The sequence below is a fragment of the Candidatus Saccharimonadales bacterium genome, from assembly GCA_035758565.1.
GTDB lineage: Bacteria > Patescibacteriota > Saccharimonadia > Saccharimonadales > UBA10212 > DASTXL01.
The window spans coordinates 160,680-176,413 of sequence record DASTXL010000002.1; the positions used below are offsets into that span (position 1 = coordinate 160,680).

Below are 15,734 nucleotides of genomic sequence, written 5' to 3' on the forward strand. Positions count from 1 at the left end.
GGGATAAACAATGAATGACGGCCAAACACCAAATCAAAATCTACCGTTTATACCGGGAACACCATATCCTGGCGTTTCTGTAACTCCAGGATCTAGCATACCTCCAGCACCAAGCACTCTGCCGACCTCCAGCCCGCCGCCCGTACCGTCGATACCGGGTCAGCCACCCGTCGCCGGCGTTCCGCCTACGCCTTCTGCTAAAGAAAAAGGTTCGGCGACCAACCCAAACAGCACTCAAAATGCTCTCTTGATAAGCGAGATTCGCGACGGCATTATCATCATGAACGACGGCACTTTCCGGGCGGTAATTATGTGCAAGTCTATTAACTTCGACCTCATGAGCCCCGAAGAGCGAGAAGCCGTTGAATTTAGTTATCAGGGATTCTTGAACTCGCTTTACTTCCCAATTCAAATATTTATCCGCAGCCAAAAAGTTGATATCCGTCCTTACCTAGAAAAAATGGACAAGATTCGTACTCAAACCGACAATATGTTGCTTGGCCTTTTAATGGAAGATTATGTTGCCTTTTTGGCTGACATTGCCCAGCAAACCAACATTATGGACAAACGTTTTTACGTGGTAATTGAATACCCGGATCCAGACGAAAAAGATCTTAAGAGCTCTATTAAGCAAAGCACTGGTTTCTTCACCGGCTTAGCCGATCTTTTTGCTCCCAAGAGTACGCATGTTGTGGTCAATGAGGCGCAGCTGGAACAGGCTAAAACAGAGTTGCGCAACCGGGTGCAAGCCGTAATGCAGGGTCTGCAGGAGTGCGGCGTTCAAAGTATTCCGCTAGACACCCAGGAGTTAATCGAGCTTTACTACGACGCCTACAATCCTGACACCGCCACCCGCCAGCAGTTAAAAAACTTCGAAGATCTAACGGCTCCGGTCATCACCAAAGCCACCAGTCCACAAGCTAATCCGGGAGGAGCTAGCTAATGGCTTTATTTGGCAAAAAAAATAAGACGCCTATTACTCCAGCCATGCAACAGGCTCTGGAACAACAAGAGGTAAGTTCGGCTTTTGCCAAGGGCGTAACCGCACTGCGCGACTTTATCGCGCCGAGCTCGCTGGTGTTTAATGGCAATTATTTTCAGCTCGGCACCCGTTATGCTCGCACCTACTATGTCTACGGCTATCCTCGTCAGCTCTACACCGGCTGGCTATCTGGCATGGTTAACCTCGATGAGGTTATGGACCTGTCGATTGTTATTCATCCAGTAGATAGCCAGGTGGTTTTAAATAATTTGCGCAAAAAAGTTTCTCAACTAGAAGCTGGCATCCAGATCGATTCCGAAAAGGGCCGTGTCCGTGACCCAGGCAAAGAAGCAGCCGTGCAAGACGCCGAAGAAATGCGCGACAAATTACAGGTAGGTGAAGAACGTTTCTTCCGCTACGGCATGTACTTCACAATCTACGGCGGCTCAATGGAGGAGTTGGAGTTTGTCAGCCACAAGGTTGAAAGCCTTCTGGGCCAGCAGCTTATTTATTCCAAGGCAGCCACCGCTCAACAAGAACAAGGCTTGAATAGTTGCTTGCCGCAGTTCAGCGACCAGCTGCAGATTTATCGCAACATGAATACCGGCGCCATTTCTACCAGCTTTCCTTTTACCAGCGCCGACCTATCCCAAGATAACGGCATTCTTTATGGCATTAATATGCATAATTCTGGCCTGGTGATCTTTGACCGCTTTAGTTTGGAGAATGGCAACAGCGTGGTGTTTGCTAAATCCGGCGCCGGCAAAAGCTTTACCGTTAAGCTTGAAGCTTTGCGCTCTATGATGCTTGGTACGGAAATATTCATTATCGACCCCGAAAACGAATACCAAAAAATGTGCGATGCCGTCGGCGGTGCATATGTCCGCCTGAGCTTAAACAGCGTTACCCGGATTAATCCGTTTGATCTACCAAAGGTCATTGATACCGATGACGCCGACAATCCTCTGCGCTCTAACCTTATTACTTTGCACGGTTTACTGCGGTTAATGATGGGCGGTGCCCAAATAGAAATGCAGGCGGCCAACGGAGCAGCCGTAGCACCGGCGCTAACTCCGGTAGAAGAAGCCGATCTAGATGCCGCCTTAATTGAAACTTACGCAAAAGCCGGCATCACTAACGACCCACTAACTCATGGCAGCACGCCGCCAACCATTAATGATCTTTACGATACTTTGCTGCACATGGGCGGCACCGGACCGCAACTGGCTCAGCGTTTGCGCAAATACACCAGTGGAACTTTTGCCGGTATCTTCAGCCAACAGAGCAATGTTGACGTCAATAACGCAATGGTAGTGTTTAACATTCGTGACCTAGAAGATGAGTTACGCCCGGTAGCCATGTATATTGTCTTGAATTATATCTGGAATAAGACTAAGGCCGACAAGCGCCGCCGCATGCTGGTTGTTGACGAGGCCTGGCAGTTAATGCGCTACGAAGATAGCGCCAACTTCTTGTTTAGTCTGGCTAAGCGAGCTCGCAAGTACGAGCTCGGCATCACTACTATTACTCAAGATGTCGAGGACTTTATGGCCAGTCGCATGGGTAGGGCAATCGTAGCCAACGCCAGTATGCAGATTTTGCTCAAGCAATCACCAACCGCCGTGGATGTTTTAAGCGATGTCTTTAAGTTAACCAGCGAAGAGAAGAAGCGCCTCAGCCAGTTCCCGGTTGGACAAGGTTTGTTCTTTGCCGGCCAGAACCACGTTCATATTCAAGTTATCGCTAGTCCGACCGAACAAGAACTTATTACAACTACCCCAACTCTTGAGCAAGAAGCTTCCCCTCGAGCCGAAGTACCTCTGGCAGACAGCCAGCTTCCCTCGGATCTAGAAGCTGCCCAAGCCCAACCAGCTAGCGGAGTTTAAAGCATGGCGGAACCGGCACGCCAGTTTGATAACAGCGAAGAACAAGAGAGGGCCAAGCTGCGCGACCTAGGCGGTGGCGGCCAAGGCGGCGGGCCCGCTAGTTCGCGCGATAACATCAAGGCCGCCCCAGACCCGGTGTATGATACCAAAGGTAATGCGCCCGTAGATCAGCCGGGTCGCAACCTAAGGTCCGTGCCGGATAAGGACCAATTAAACAACGCCGAAAATAGCGGTGGTCAGGTCGGCGGTCTCGCTCCGCAGCACGAGGGCGCCTTTGAACGCGGCTACACAGGCCAGGGGAGCCCCAAGGGACTGTCTCGCTTTTCTCTAAAAGGCCGCTTGAGCCGGCGCCGCGCCGTGGTGGGCGGCGGCGTGCTGGCTGGGGGCATAATTACCGCAGCCGTTCTTTTTACTACTGTTTCCGGCCCGCTTGAGTTTATTCACTTTGCCCAAACGCTGACTCGTTTTCACTTTTCGGCCCAAAACGACACCCAGGACGGCCGCTTTTTGAAAGAGGTTAGGTTTTTTAGGTACGCCAAATCCGGCCAGCTAGAAAAAACGCGCCTCAATGTTTTTGCCAATAAGTGGGCCGACAGCTACGAGGCCAAGATTGGCACCAGCGGCTTATCGTCGGCCTACTCGCCGATTTTTCAAAACTTTGACGGCTATGTGGTTGACCGATCGCAGTTTAAAAACCCTGACGGATCCCAAATGAGCGACGACAAAATAAAGGCAACTATTAAGGATCAATACGGCGTCGAAGCCATTGACGGCGACGGTTTAGCACACAACCCCGGGCTTAAGGGCAGGTTAGTTGTTAGCTCCAGAGATCTAAGTGCCCTGGAAAATATTAAGTTGACCTACGGACTGCTGAGGGCTCAGGGGCTAAATAAATTATCGGCCATAAACGGCACCCGTCTTTTGATAGTTCGCGACGGCGTCACTCTTCACCCGATAAAAATTTTGAAGACCAAAGGAGAAACCGCCGCCGAACTAAAAAAGGCCGCCTATCAAAGCGAAAATCAAGATATTAGCTCTGGCAGCACTACAGAAGTAACCGCCACAGACTCCACCGAAAACAATTCTAATTCCACAGAAAATCAAAAATCTTCGGCGGCCAGCGCCAAAGAAGGCGGTGAAGAGCTGGTAAAGGCCGGCGAGGACCTGGCCAGTAGCCTGGAGTCTGGCGGAGACGAAAGCTCGGTAAAAAGTAGCGCTTCCAGTCTAAAATCCGGATTTCTCAATGCCGGGCTTTTGTATGGTACAGCCTGTGTCGTTAACGGCATCAATAAAAACGCTGCTACCTTGGAGCAAATACACGTTGTCGAGCCCTTAATCAGGATGGCAATGTGGACCATAGCACTTGGCAGCCAGATTCAAAGCGGCCAGGGCATAGACTTAGATACCCTCCACGCCTATGCCGAACAGCTCGATGGTATAGACTCTAGCAATAATCAATCCTCTTGGATTAATAGCGAGAGCATTCAAGCCAACCTGGGCCACGCCAACACCGGCGTGCCACCGGACAGTACCCTAAAGAGCATAAACGCCAATAAGGTTCCGTTCCCCTGGATGCAGCCTTTTTCCGGCGCGGTTGATGTAGCCTGCAGTACTCCAGTGGTGGCGGCCGGCGTGCTGGTTGGTTTCCTGGGCGGCGATATCGCTACGGTCGCGCTGGACGGTCTAAAGCAAGCTTTAGCAACCGACGCGATAGACCGCGTCGTATCACTTTGGGCAAGCGGCACAGCTATAGACCCCGTAGCCGTGGGTGCCGACAGGGGTAACGAGGCCGACTTTGGTGCTGCCTTGGCTGCCAACGATCATTCGATAGCTGCCGGCGGCGTGGCTCTCAGCACCTCGCAGCAATCCGTTCTTAACAACTTAACCAATCAAGCCTCAACCGCTGAATTCAATAGTCACAGTCTGGCCTATAGAATCTTTGACCCCTATGATCAGCGCACAGCAATTTCAAGCCTAATAGATAATTCCAGCACCAGCGTCACCCAAAACATCGCCAAAATGGGTTCGGCTATGCTAAACATTGGCCATATTTTTGGGTCCATCGGCAGCCTATTCAGCCCCAAGGCCCAAGCCGCTTCTGCGGTGCCTTATGATTATGGCTTTCCGATTTATGGTTTTAGCGCCTCGGAACTAAACGACTCTAGATTCGAAAATCCTTATCAAAACGCCTGCTATGTGGTTGGTGGTTGCAAAGATCCGGACACCGGCCAGCCGATATCTGGATTTTTGAGTGTTGATCCTGGCACCGGACAACCCAGCCCTGAAGACCCCTACCTAAAAAAGGCGACTGCCTGTTTTGACGTTAAGATAGCCCCGGACGCCAACGGTAATTGGGCGGTAACCAGTTTAACATCCGACGAAAATAATAAATTTGAGGTGTATAACAAGAACAAATACCCTGCTGATTGCGCCAACCCCACCGGACTTGATCCCACCAACTGGCAGCGCCTGCGCTTCTTTATATTAGACGAGGAAACAGCCGACAGTATGGGTTGCTATGCCGGCGACACCCAAGGCTGCACCAACATTGGCGCCAACGCTAACGACATATCGTCCAGCGGTTCTGGATCCGGGGCTACCGGCTCTACCGATACCGGCGATAACTCCCAGTTGGCCCAAAAAATCCTAGACTACCGCAGCACCGGCCAGTACAAATGCGACAACCCCGGCGACTGCACCGATCTACAAAAAGTGGCCAGCAACCAAAGTATTGCCGGCAGTGATGGCTGTAAGGCTCAGAATCTGGATCCCAAGGTTCTACAGCTAATTCTATATTTGATAGAGGTGGGCAACTTTAAAATAGGCACTTACGCCTTGTGCGGCGACCACAGCTTTGATAGTCTGGGCGGCCACTCTGGCGGTCACGCCGTAGACATAGATTCCATCAACGGCGTGTTTGTTAATAACGATTCGGCCCAGGCCAAAAGCTTAACTCTGGGCCTGGATCAATACCTCAATAACAATCTGCCTTCCGATCTCAATATTAAGCAGCTAATCTCGTTTGGCTATGGCAACCATCAGGACTCCGATCTTCAGGCCCAGCAGCGCGCCAATGGTCAACTTTGCACTTCTTCGTGTCTGGGTTTTTATGGAATAAGTACAGAGCTAGAACACATGAATCATGTCCACGTAGGTTTTTAGTATGAGGATTTTTAAATCTAATCAGAATCTTAAAAGACTTTCATTGATGATTGTATGTTCGATGCTAATGATTGGGGTATCATTTTCTGGCACTCTTGCTCTAAGCGATGAGCAAATTAAACTATTTGATCAGGGAATTTACTACTTTGATGCCGCCTTGTCTTCCTCAACTCCTTACTGCAGCTTAGGTAGTGGAACCCTGCCATCCCAGGTTCCGTCGCCCTACAACGGCATTTTTACCGCTGCCGCTTCGAAGTTCGGCATACCACCGGCGCTTTTGGCGTCCATATTCTACGGCGGCGAACACGGCAACAGCTTTCCGGACCCGCCTCCACCTTATGGCCATGGAAGTCCGTGGGCCTCTTCGCCAACCGGCGCCCAAGGTCCATTTCAATTCGAGCCCAACACCTGGCCATCTTACGCGCAGGACGGTAATGGCGACGGAGTTAAAGATGTTCAAGACTTAACCGACGCGGCCTTTGCAGGCGCCAACTATCTTTCAGACCTGGGCGGCAAAACCGCCAACAACGAGTCCGCTGTCAGGGACGTAGCTTGGAAATACAACGAAGGTCCCGGCGGCAACCCCAACCCCAACGGTTCTTACGCCAACAATGTTTGGGCGGCTTTTCAGAGCTTTAGCGGTGGTGGCTCTGGCGCCCCTGCCACAGTCGACACTTCGACTACCACCAGCGCCCCACCTACTGGCTGCAGTGGAAGCTCCTCGCTCGGCTCTATAACCATAAATCAGGATGGCAGCTTTGGTACGGGCGACGGTTTAATGGGTCATCCGCCGACCATGATCGGCGTTCACTATACCGCTGGCAACGAACAAACGGTTCAAGACGTTATAAGCGACCTCAAAGACCCAACCGGCAGCAAGCACTGCAACCACGTGACCCATACCTGCAGCGTTCAACTAACCGTTCTGCCTGACGGCAGTATTTATCAGCTAACGTCTCGTTTAGATGTAGTGACCGAAAATATTATTAACTTTAACGACGCCGATATTGGCATAGAGATTGTCGGTAAAGACGAATCGACCCTGCTGGGCAACCAGGCTCAGTTCAAATCTGTCGTGGCCTTAGTAGCCCAGCTAATGCAGAAGTATAATATCAAAATGGAACAGAACTTCATTCAAAAATCTGGCCTGATGGGCCATATGGAATGCGACGCATGGAGCGGCGGTCATATCGGCAGTAAGTTTTCAGGTATATATAGCGGCGATAGCTCCGTAGAATCTACCGACGGCCACACCGACCCCGGGCCAACCTACATGTCTAACCTTAGGGACGCGTTAAGCAAAGGGGGTGTATCATGATAAAAAAACTGGTCAGCTTCTTTATTATCGGCATTTTAGTGGTTATTTTCTTGATCTGGCTCCAAGGTTATCTAACTAATGGCAATCTAACAGTTACTAGCACCGATTCTTACGGCACAATTACTGTTACTAAATCGGGTGGTTCTACGCCCATAAAACAAGCAAAAAAATCTATGTCTATTAAGCTACGTAAGGGCACCTACAATGTTTCAATTACAGGAAATTCGGTGGGGGCTAGCCAATCAGTTGCGGTTAAAGCTCATCATAATACCAGCCTGCAGCTCAACCCCCCTCAGCCGATCGGGGTGGAGCCAGTGGTCGGTGTAGGCGGCGCCGATATATCAGCCAACAGCCAGGACTTATATTTTATAAACGGCACTAGCCGAGGCTTAAATCATCTGGATTCCAACAACCAGATGCACACAGTCGGTGATGTTTCTACGTTAATATCCGCTCAGTGGGCCGCACCGGGCAGGGGTGTCGTTCAGGACGACAACGGCAATCTTTATTCGGTTTCCGGCGATAGTCTTAACAGGTTGTCCCTACCAGTCTCGCCGGCAAATTATCTGGCGGTAGCCCCCAACGGCGATACCTATTACTCCAGTGGCACAAAGGTCTTTAAGGGCACGCTAAGCGGCTCTTTTAAGCAAGTCTACACCGCCAAACAGTCGTTTACTTCACTCGCCGCCTTTAACGACGGCGTGGCAGTCATAGGTAGTCCGGCGGCCGACAACGGCAAGTCGGATGCCGGCTTTGCGGCTATTATGTTCAATACCGGCAAGGTTGTGTCCAAAAAAATATCTCTTTATGGCAGTTTTGCTTGGTCACCAAACGGCAAGCACCTAGCCAGCGTCGGTAATTTGACTTACGAGATTCTAGACCAAAACCTAAACGTGGTTGCTAGTATTCCAAATAGTTCAATCGCTAACCCTATGTGGGTTGATTCCAACACTTTGCTTTACACATCCAAGGACACGCTGTGGTCGTACAACATGTCTAGCGGCAAAGCCGGTCTTATAGCCAATATGCCGCTTGGCGACCCCATACTCAACGGCAGTGTTGGCCAAACAGGTGATTATGCATATCTAAATGTTAGCGACCAGTCGCGTGGTCAACTTATTAAACGCGTAGCCCTGAAGGGGCAACAAGTTTCAAAAGAGATTTATGAGCTTCAAAGCATCATGCCAGAAAACATTGGTGAATGCACCGCCGATCTGGTTAATTTTACAGGTTTAACCATCCGGGTTAGGGACCTTGGCGAAGGCCCAAGCAACTCTTCCTGCCAAAGCGTTATTCAAAACGACTTAAGCTCTCGTGGCATTGATTTAAAGACCCTGAATTTTACTCAAGACTAGCCCATCATTGACATTTTGGGCAATTAATGGTAGGCTTTTCAGTAAGTTAAGCAAAAACAAAAATGAGCGAAGCAAAAAAATCAAACGAAAGAAGCTGGCGCCAAACAGGTATGCTTATTGGAGCTGTAGGCGCTAGTGCGCTATCCTTGTTCGCTGGTAAGGCTGGTGCTGCTCGCATGGACTCGGCCCCCTCAGGCGCGACCCCTACGGCATCAGCAGAACTTATGAAGAAGCCGATTGGCCCCGTGCCGCCAGGTCTGGAGAAGTATGTTGTTCGCACCGACCAAGAGCGCGCAGCCCAGAGCCAAGAAGTAGATCAGCGCCCAATGACTGGTTGGAACGGTGTTCTGGTTGTCCATTCTGCCACTAAGATCCCGGGCGAGTTATGGTTAACGGACACCCCAACCGACTATAGCATAGGCCATGCTCATTTTGTGGGCGATTCTAACTTTTCCAAACATCCGTATAAACTGAAGAGTGGAACTAATTATATATTCTATAAACCCGACTTATTCACCATGAAGTTTGGCAACCAAGTTAGGACTTTTGTTAGGGCTTATAATGCTGGTGATTTTAAGGTTACAGTCTTCGATTTAACGTTTGCTGAACAAATAGGTGCGGTTGACTCTTATTCTATCGATGGTAAAAAGCCTGCGACCTTCAACGATAAAAAACGCGGCAATGATTTACCAGTTTGGAATAACCTATTTGTACCCACAGGGGATAGGGTAGACGGTATCCATAGTTTTCAGTTCGGTGTTCCTGTTCAAGGCACTGATCACGAAGCCAAGATATACACCTTAACTCCTAGCAAGGTGTTGCCGCCAGTTCGTCATTAAAGCTTCGACATGGTTATAAGGTTGGTGTTCTTGAAAAAATAGCCAAGCGTACTGTCGGCGTCGGTTGTGGTTAGAATTGATTGGTGGTCTTTTAGCATATCAACGAGAGCTTGGCGGCGGGCTCCATCTAACTCTGAAAGCACGTCGTCGAGCAGAAGGATTGGTTTTTGGCCGCGGGCCTGCTCGATAATGGCCAGTTCAAGTTTTTTGAGACTCAAGAGCATGGTGCGGATTTCGCCGCGTGACGCCGTAGCGCTTATTGGTTGATTGTTGATTTTAATAATAATGTCTTCGCGATGAGGGCCGAACAGAGTGAAACCGCGCTCTAGCTCTTTATTCAAACTTTTTTCGAGGTTGGCCACCATGCGGCTAGCGTAGTTTTCGATGGGCATTTGGTGGTCGTAGCTAATTTCTACTTTGGTATTTTTGCCGGCAATTTGGCTGTAAGTTTTGGCTAGGTTTTTGTTTAAATCTTCTACAGCCCGGTTGCGTTGTTCGGCTATTTTACTGCCATGCTCCGCCAAGCGGATATTCCAGGCAAAAATTTGTTGGCTGGCTAGCAACGAACCTTTTTTTAGAAGAGCGTTTCTTTGGACGAGGGTGCGGCGATAGGCCGCCGACAGGGATTTAAAGCCCGTAACTGACCGCTCTAAAAGGTCGTCTAGGTATTCACGGCGGCGGTCCGGTCCGCGGGTTATGGCTTGCAGGTGTTCTGGTTCAAAAAGAACAATTGGTAGGCTGCGCTCTAGGTTAATCCGCTTAAATGGTTGATTGTTTATAAGGTAGGTTTTAGTTAATGATTCATCGTTTTGTTCCAGCTTAAGCGAGCGTTCCTGACCAGCAAAAAACCCATCAAGCCGTGTCCACGACGCGTGATGACGCATTAAATTTACATCTTTGGCTTTATACGAGCTTCCGTGGGCTAAAACCACTATAGCCTCTAGTAGGTTAGTTTTGCCGGAAGCGTTTGGGCCGACAACTATGTTGACGCCGGGCTCAAACTCAAATGAGCCGTCTTTATAGGATCGGAAGTTTTGCAACCGGATGCTGGTAATCATTTATATAGCTTAGCTGATTTAGCTGCGAAGAGGCATGATTAGGTGGAGGTAGTCGGGTTCGCTGGCGCTGCGTAAAATGCAAGGCTCAAGCTTACCGTTGAAGCAGAATTCCACCATCTCGCCAGAAAATGCGTTTAGCGCGTCGATCAAATAACGCGAGTTTAGGGTTACTTCGCCGTCGGCAGTAACTTCAGCTTCGGCTGAGGCTGTGTTTTCGCCCAATTGAGAAGCAATGGCGTTAATACTAACCTTGGCGCCAGTTTTGCTGGCATTAATTGTAATGCTGCCAGCACTTTCGCGGGCGAATAAACTAGAAACCTTAGCTATGTTAGCTAATTCGGCGCGCTTTAATTTGGCAACCGTGGCAAACTTCGACGGAATTAGTTTTTTGTAGTCTGGATAATTGCCTTCGATCAATCTGGCGACCAAGGTAATATCGCCGGATTCAAAACGAACCTGCTGATCGTCGTGGGTAATTAACACCTCGCTATCGGCGTCATTGATTATGCGCAGTAAGTCTTGAGCGGCGCTAGCCGGCAATAAGAAATTAACTTGGTCTTTGGCTTTAGCTATAGTCGATTCTGCTAGACGGTAGCTGTCGGTGGCGGCGATGTTTATTCCTTTAGGGCCATTGCCAAAATAAACTCCTGTCAAAACCGGACGAGCATCGTCGCTACTAGCCGCAAACACGACTTGGCTTAGAGATTTTTTGAGCTGGTCGGTTGACATACTCCATGTCGATCCGCCACTAATTGCCGGCATGACAGGGAAGTCATCGGCACTAATTCCGTTAATTGTTGACTGATACTTGTCGGTTGTTATATGAAGTTTATTGTCGCTTAAATCAAAATTAATTACTTCATCCGGCAGGCTACTTATGAAGTCCTGCATCAGACGAGCGGGCACGGTGATGGCGCCTTCTGTCTCGATTTTAGATCCGACAAAATGAGTGATGGCAATATCGAGGTTGGTGGCCGCAATGCTTAAACGGTTATTCTCGGCTTTTAATAGAACATTGGCGAGTATTGGCAAGGTATTGCGAGTATTGGCTATACGAGCGACGGAATTTAAAGCCTTGCTTAAATTGGCTTGAGTGACTTGCAGCTTCATAAATTAAATCCTCTATTTAATTTATTAGTATTTATTGATCTTGCGGAAAATGGGTAAAAAACCACACCAAACAGAGGTAATTTGACTAACTTTGCTTGTGCAAAAATACTAAACACTTGTGAATAAAGTGAGTTTAAAAAGCGCACAACCGCGAACATGCGTGATATTTTTAACAGAACATTGTGGACGAGCGTGATTAAGTTAAAGGTTTGTGCCACGGCTTTCCAGGCTTTATCCACGCCGTTTACACAACCAAAAAACGCGTTAAAAGCCAAACCAAAGTAAGATTTAAGCATATAGCTTCTCCTTTAGTTCGCTAACATACTGCTTAACCGGGCCATCGTAGCTGATCTCTTTCTGGATTTTTTCAATGGAGTGAATCGCGGTGGTGTGATCTTTGCGACCAAGCTCGTGAGCAATCTTAGGAAAGCTTAAGTGCAGTTCGCTCCTGAGCATATACATAGCTACTTGACGGGGAACCACAATATCTTTATCGCGCTTAGGGCCCAGAATGTCCTCGATCGGGACCTGAAAATACTTAGCGGTCTTTTCTATAATGCTGCGCGAATTTAAATGCTTTGGTCGAGTGCGGTTAATGTCAAACATGCTGGCAACAAGCTGCATAGACGGCTCAACATTTCGCATCTCGCAAAAGGCTATAACTTGATTTAGAGCGCCCTCGAGTTCGCGGATATTGCTTTGCACGCGAGTGGCTAGAAATTCCATAACGTCGCGTGGCAGTTCAATGTGGCCGCTAGCCTTGGTTTGTAAAATAGCGCAGCGTGTTTCGAAATCGGGCGTCTGCATGTCAATTGTCATACCCCAAGCGAAGCGTGAACGCAGCCTTTCTTCTAGGGTTGGAATGTCTTTGGGCGGCTTGTCGGAACTCATGATAATTTGCTTATTGGCTTGATGCAGGGCGTTGAAGGTGTGAAAGAACTCTTCTTGAATCTTTTCTTTGCCGGCTAGGAACTGGATGTCGTCGACAATTAATACATCGGCACTTCTATAAAATCCGGCAAAATCGCTAGTATTTTTCTTAAACCTCAGCGCATCAACAAATTCTTGAACAAACTGTTCGGTAGAAGCATAGACAATCCGAGCGTTGGGTTTGTTAGCTAAGATGGCGTTGCCAACAGCTTGGATTAGGTGGGTTTTGCCAATGCCCACGCCGCCGTATATAAAGAGCGGATTATATTTAGTGCCGGGCTTGGCGGCGATTGCCTGGCAGGCCGCATAGGCTAGCTCATTGCCGGCGCCGACGACAAAATTATCAAAGCTGTAGCGCTCGTTAAGGCCCTGGCGATAAGAGTGAGTGACATTGGAAATGGTCTTAGCTTGCGGACGGACGGGTGTTTTTTGATCGGCTGGATTTTTAAGAATGACCGAGGTGTCTTGCACCAGCGGTTGAGCATAGGCAGTGTGAATCTTGTATTCAATTTGTTCCGGCTTAACGCCATTTTTTTCTAAAACATTTAAAACCAGGTCGTTAAATTTACGCTCCAATTGGTTTTTGACAAAAATATTCGGAACTCCAACGATAACCATGTCGTCTTTGTGGCGCAAAAGCTGAGTGTTTTTAAACCACGTCACAAAATTGCCGCGGGAAATGCTAAGTTCTATTTCGCCTAAGACTGCTTGCCAAAGAGCGCTGTCTTGCATAAGTGTTTTTGCCCTCTATCCCGTTGCTTGTTAAAAGCAACTAATAATCACTAACTATAATCAAACCTTTGTGGTTTTTCCACAGGCTTGTAAAAAATCACTACAGTCTGATTAAAAAACAGCCATAAGGAGAATAGTTATACACAAAACAACTTTACACCTGTTTTTTTGTGGAAAAAAGTTGGCTAACAGTGGAAAAACTGATAAGATTTGTGGGTTATCATTGTTAAATTAACGCAGACTCTTTTATAAAAAATGCTCGTCTGCTAGGAGCAAAATTAATGCCTAAGCGAACGTATCAACCAAAGAAAAAACAACGCTCAAGGGAACACGGCTTTCTTAAGCGAATGGCTAGTCGGGCGGGAAAGAAGGTGCTAAAAAGCCGGCGCGCTAAAGGTCGCGCTCGCTTAACGCACTAGTTCGTACCGCCTCTCGGTCCGCTTGCCGGCGGAGCCGTCAACCCGCCGATGCTTACGGCATACAACTTTGTCGTGATCACCAGGGCTCCTCGCTGTGCGTTCGCATACGAACTAGTGTCAGTACTCAATATTTTAGATAAGCTATACATATGATTAGTAGAAAGCATCGGTTTCACGGCTACGGCAGTCTAAAATATGTTTATCGTAACGGCAACACTGTTAGGGGCCCACTATTTGCTGTAAAAAGTCTGCACAACCCGCGCCGCAAAAGCTACCGTCTAGCCGTAGTGGTAAGTCGCAAGGTTAATAAATCGGCCGTTGTCAGAAACCACATTCGCCGCCGTTTGTACGAAGTCGTTCGTAGCCTAGAGGATCAAATTGCCGAGCCTTATGACATTGTGATAACGGTTTTTCACGACGTAGTAACAGAAGAATCTCCCAAAAAATTGGCCTCTCAGGTTAAAAAGCAGCTTTCTCAAGCGAACATAATCGGCGGACCAAAAACGTAGTGTTATAGTAGATAACCAGAGAGATTTATCCTTATATGTTTACAACCATTATTGTCCAACCGATTTTTAACCTGCTGGTTTTGATCTATGCCCTTATCCCCGGGCACAACTTTGGCTTAGCCATCATTATATTTACGATACTGATCCGGTTGCTTTTGTGGCCGTTGGTCAAAAAGCAACTTCACCAGGCCCGAGCGATGCGCGAGCTGGCGCCCGAGATAAAAAAGATTAAAGCCGCCACAAAAGGTGATCGTCAAAAAGAATCGATGCTGACCATGGAGCTTTACCGCGAACGCGAAATTAATCCATTTGCCAGCTTGCTAGTAGCTATTGTTCAAATCCCAATCCTAATCGGTCTATATAGCGGCTTGCGCCGGATTATTGACGACCCGCACCAAATCATCAGCTTTTCTTACCCTTTTATGCATAACCTGCCATGGCTAAAAACCTTAGCTGGCGATATTCATAAATTCGACGATTCGTTGTTTGGGGTGGTTAACCTAACCAGAACAGCTATTGAGTCCAGTGGAATTTACTGGACAGCAATGATTATCGTGGTTGCCAGCGCCATCGCTCAGTACTTCCAAACCAAGCAGTTAATGCCCCAAGATCCAGAGGCCAGGAGCTTGCGCCGAATCTTATCCGAGGCCGGCACCGGAAAGCAGGCCGATCAGAGCGAGGTGAATGCCGCAGTTGGCCGCAGCACCCAATTTTTGGTGCCGATTATGGTATTTATAATCGCCCTTCGCCTGGCGGTAGCGCTGCCGCTTTATTGGCTGGTTAGCAGCGTTGTAGCCTATGTCCAGCAATCACGCGCCCTTAAGAAAGATGCCGATAAGGCCGATGCCGCGGTTGGTACCGACAGCCGGGTTAAGGTAGAATCGAAAGTCTCGACCAGAAAAAACAAAAAAACCAAAAAAACTTCTTCTAAAAAAAGGAGGAGAAAATGAATCAAGACATAGAAGAAGCAATTCTTTACGCCAAAAAATACCTAGAGGATCTACTTAGTTTTTTTGGTCTAAATACTGACGTTTATGCTACCACCGAAGACCACGAAGTAATCGAACTGGAAGTTCCCTCGACACACCTAAATGGATTTTTGATTGGCAGTCGGGGAGACACGCTGCGCTCTTTACAGCAGCTAATTGCCTCAGCTCTTAAGAACCAAAACTTTAGCCACACCCGCGTTAACATTGATATTGCCGGCTATAAAAAGCAGCACGCCGAGAAACTAGCAAAACAAGCCGAGACTTGGTTTAAAGAAGTTCAAAAATCTGGTCAACCCAAGGAGCTGGCACCTATGAATCCGGCTGATCGCCGTACTGTTCATAAAGCTGCCGACGATTACGGACTAATCACCGAATCGGTTGGTTTTGGCCGTGATCGCCACATTGTACTAAAACCAGGCGACAAAACCACCGACGCTGAATAACT

General features: G+C 48.4%; 14 protein-coding genes. 10 read left to right on the top strand and 4 right to left on the bottom strand.

Annotated features, from left to right (window positions below; all coding sequences use genetic code 11):
• The first annotated feature begins 10 nt into the window (after positions 1-10).
• The 6 genes from VFT49_03390 to VFT49_03415 all read left to right on the top strand — a co-directional run bounded on the left by VFT49_03390 (position 11) and on the right by VFT49_03415 (position 9,542).
• A complete protein-coding gene (locus VFT49_03390; protein ID HEU5005099.1) occupies positions 11-943 on the top strand; it encodes a hypothetical protein in 933 nt (310 codons plus the stop codon).
• A complete protein-coding gene (locus VFT49_03395) occupies positions 943-2,868 on the top strand; it encodes a DUF87 domain-containing protein (GenBank protein ID HEU5005100.1) in 1,926 nt (641 codons plus the stop codon). The genes VFT49_03390 and VFT49_03395 overlap by 1 nt, the downstream gene beginning before the upstream one ends.
• Before the next feature lie 3 nt (positions 2,869-2,871).
• Entirely contained in the window at positions 2,872-6,030 is a 3,159-nt protein-coding gene (locus VFT49_03400; GenBank protein ID HEU5005101.1) for a hypothetical protein, read from the top strand.
• A gap of 1 nt (position 6,031) precedes the next feature.
• On the top strand, positions 6,032-7,348 hold the full coding sequence (locus tag VFT49_03405; protein HEU5005102.1) for an N-acetylmuramoyl-L-alanine amidase: 1,317 nt from the start codon (positions 6,032-6,034) through the stop codon (positions 7,346-7,348).
• Positions 7,345-8,703, top strand: a complete 1,359-nt coding sequence (locus tag VFT49_03410) for a hypothetical protein (GenBank protein ID HEU5005103.1) — start codon at positions 7,345-7,347, stop codon at positions 8,701-8,703. The genes VFT49_03405 and VFT49_03410 overlap by 4 nt, the downstream gene beginning before the upstream one ends.
• 62 nt (positions 8,704-8,765) lie before the next feature.
• Complete coding sequence (locus tag VFT49_03415) at positions 8,766-9,542, top strand: hypothetical protein (GenBank protein HEU5005104.1); 777 nt, start codon at positions 8,766-8,768, stop codon at positions 9,540-9,542.
• Here the strand turns inward: VFT49_03415 and recF are convergent.
• Genes recF through dnaA form a run of 4 tightly spaced genes read right to left on the bottom strand, consistent with a single transcriptional unit; the run spans position 9,539 to position 13,372 of the window.
• Complete coding sequence (recF, locus tag VFT49_03420; GenBank protein ID HEU5005105.1) at positions 9,539-10,600, bottom strand: DNA replication and repair protein RecF; 1,062 nt, start codon at positions 10,598-10,600, stop codon at positions 9,539-9,541. The genes VFT49_03415 and recF overlap by 4 nt on opposite strands.
• Before the next feature lie 18 nt (positions 10,601-10,618).
• Positions 10,619-11,710 carry a DNA polymerase III subunit beta gene (dnaN, locus tag VFT49_03425; GenBank protein ID HEU5005106.1) on the bottom strand — a complete coding sequence of 364 codons (1,092 nt, stop codon included), beginning with the start codon at positions 11,708-11,710 and terminating at the stop codon, positions 10,619-10,621.
• Positions 11,707-12,006 carry a hypothetical protein gene (locus tag VFT49_03430; protein HEU5005107.1) on the bottom strand — a complete coding sequence of 100 codons (300 nt, stop codon included), beginning with the start codon at positions 12,004-12,006 and terminating at the stop codon, positions 11,707-11,709. The genes dnaN and VFT49_03430 overlap by 4 nt, the downstream gene beginning before the upstream one ends.
• On the bottom strand, positions 11,999-13,372 hold the full coding sequence (dnaA, locus tag VFT49_03435; GenBank protein ID HEU5005108.1) for a chromosomal replication initiator protein DnaA: 1,374 nt from the start codon (positions 13,370-13,372) through the stop codon (positions 11,999-12,001). The genes VFT49_03430 and dnaA overlap by 8 nt, the downstream gene beginning before the upstream one ends.
• Before the next feature lie 281 nt (positions 13,373-13,653).
• On the opposite strand from dnaA, the gene rpmH reads away from it, so the two are divergent.
• From rpmH to VFT49_03455, 4 genes are all read left to right on the top strand, one after another.
• Positions 13,654-13,791 (top strand): 50S ribosomal protein L34, encoded by a 138-nt coding sequence (gene rpmH, locus VFT49_03440; GenBank protein ID HEU5005109.1) that lies wholly within the window; start codon positions 13,654-13,656, stop codon positions 13,789-13,791.
• A 149-nt stretch (positions 13,792-13,940) separates the two neighbouring features.
• Positions 13,941-14,300 carry a ribonuclease P protein component gene (gene rnpA, locus VFT49_03445; protein HEU5005110.1) on the top strand — a complete coding sequence of 120 codons (360 nt, stop codon included), beginning with the start codon at positions 13,941-13,943 and terminating at the stop codon, positions 14,298-14,300.
• Positions 14,301-14,335: 35 nt separating this feature from the next.
• Positions 14,336-15,250, top strand: a complete 915-nt coding sequence (locus tag VFT49_03450) for a YidC/Oxa1 family membrane protein insertase (protein HEU5005111.1) — start codon at positions 14,336-14,338, stop codon at positions 15,248-15,250.
• The gene (locus tag VFT49_03455; protein HEU5005112.1) at positions 15,247-15,732 is read left to right on the top strand and encodes a R3H domain-containing nucleic acid-binding protein; all 486 of its coding nucleotides are present in this window, start codon (positions 15,247-15,249) and stop codon (positions 15,730-15,732) included. The genes VFT49_03450 and VFT49_03455 overlap by 4 nt, the downstream gene beginning before the upstream one ends.
• Positions 15,733-15,734: the final 2 nt, after the last annotated feature.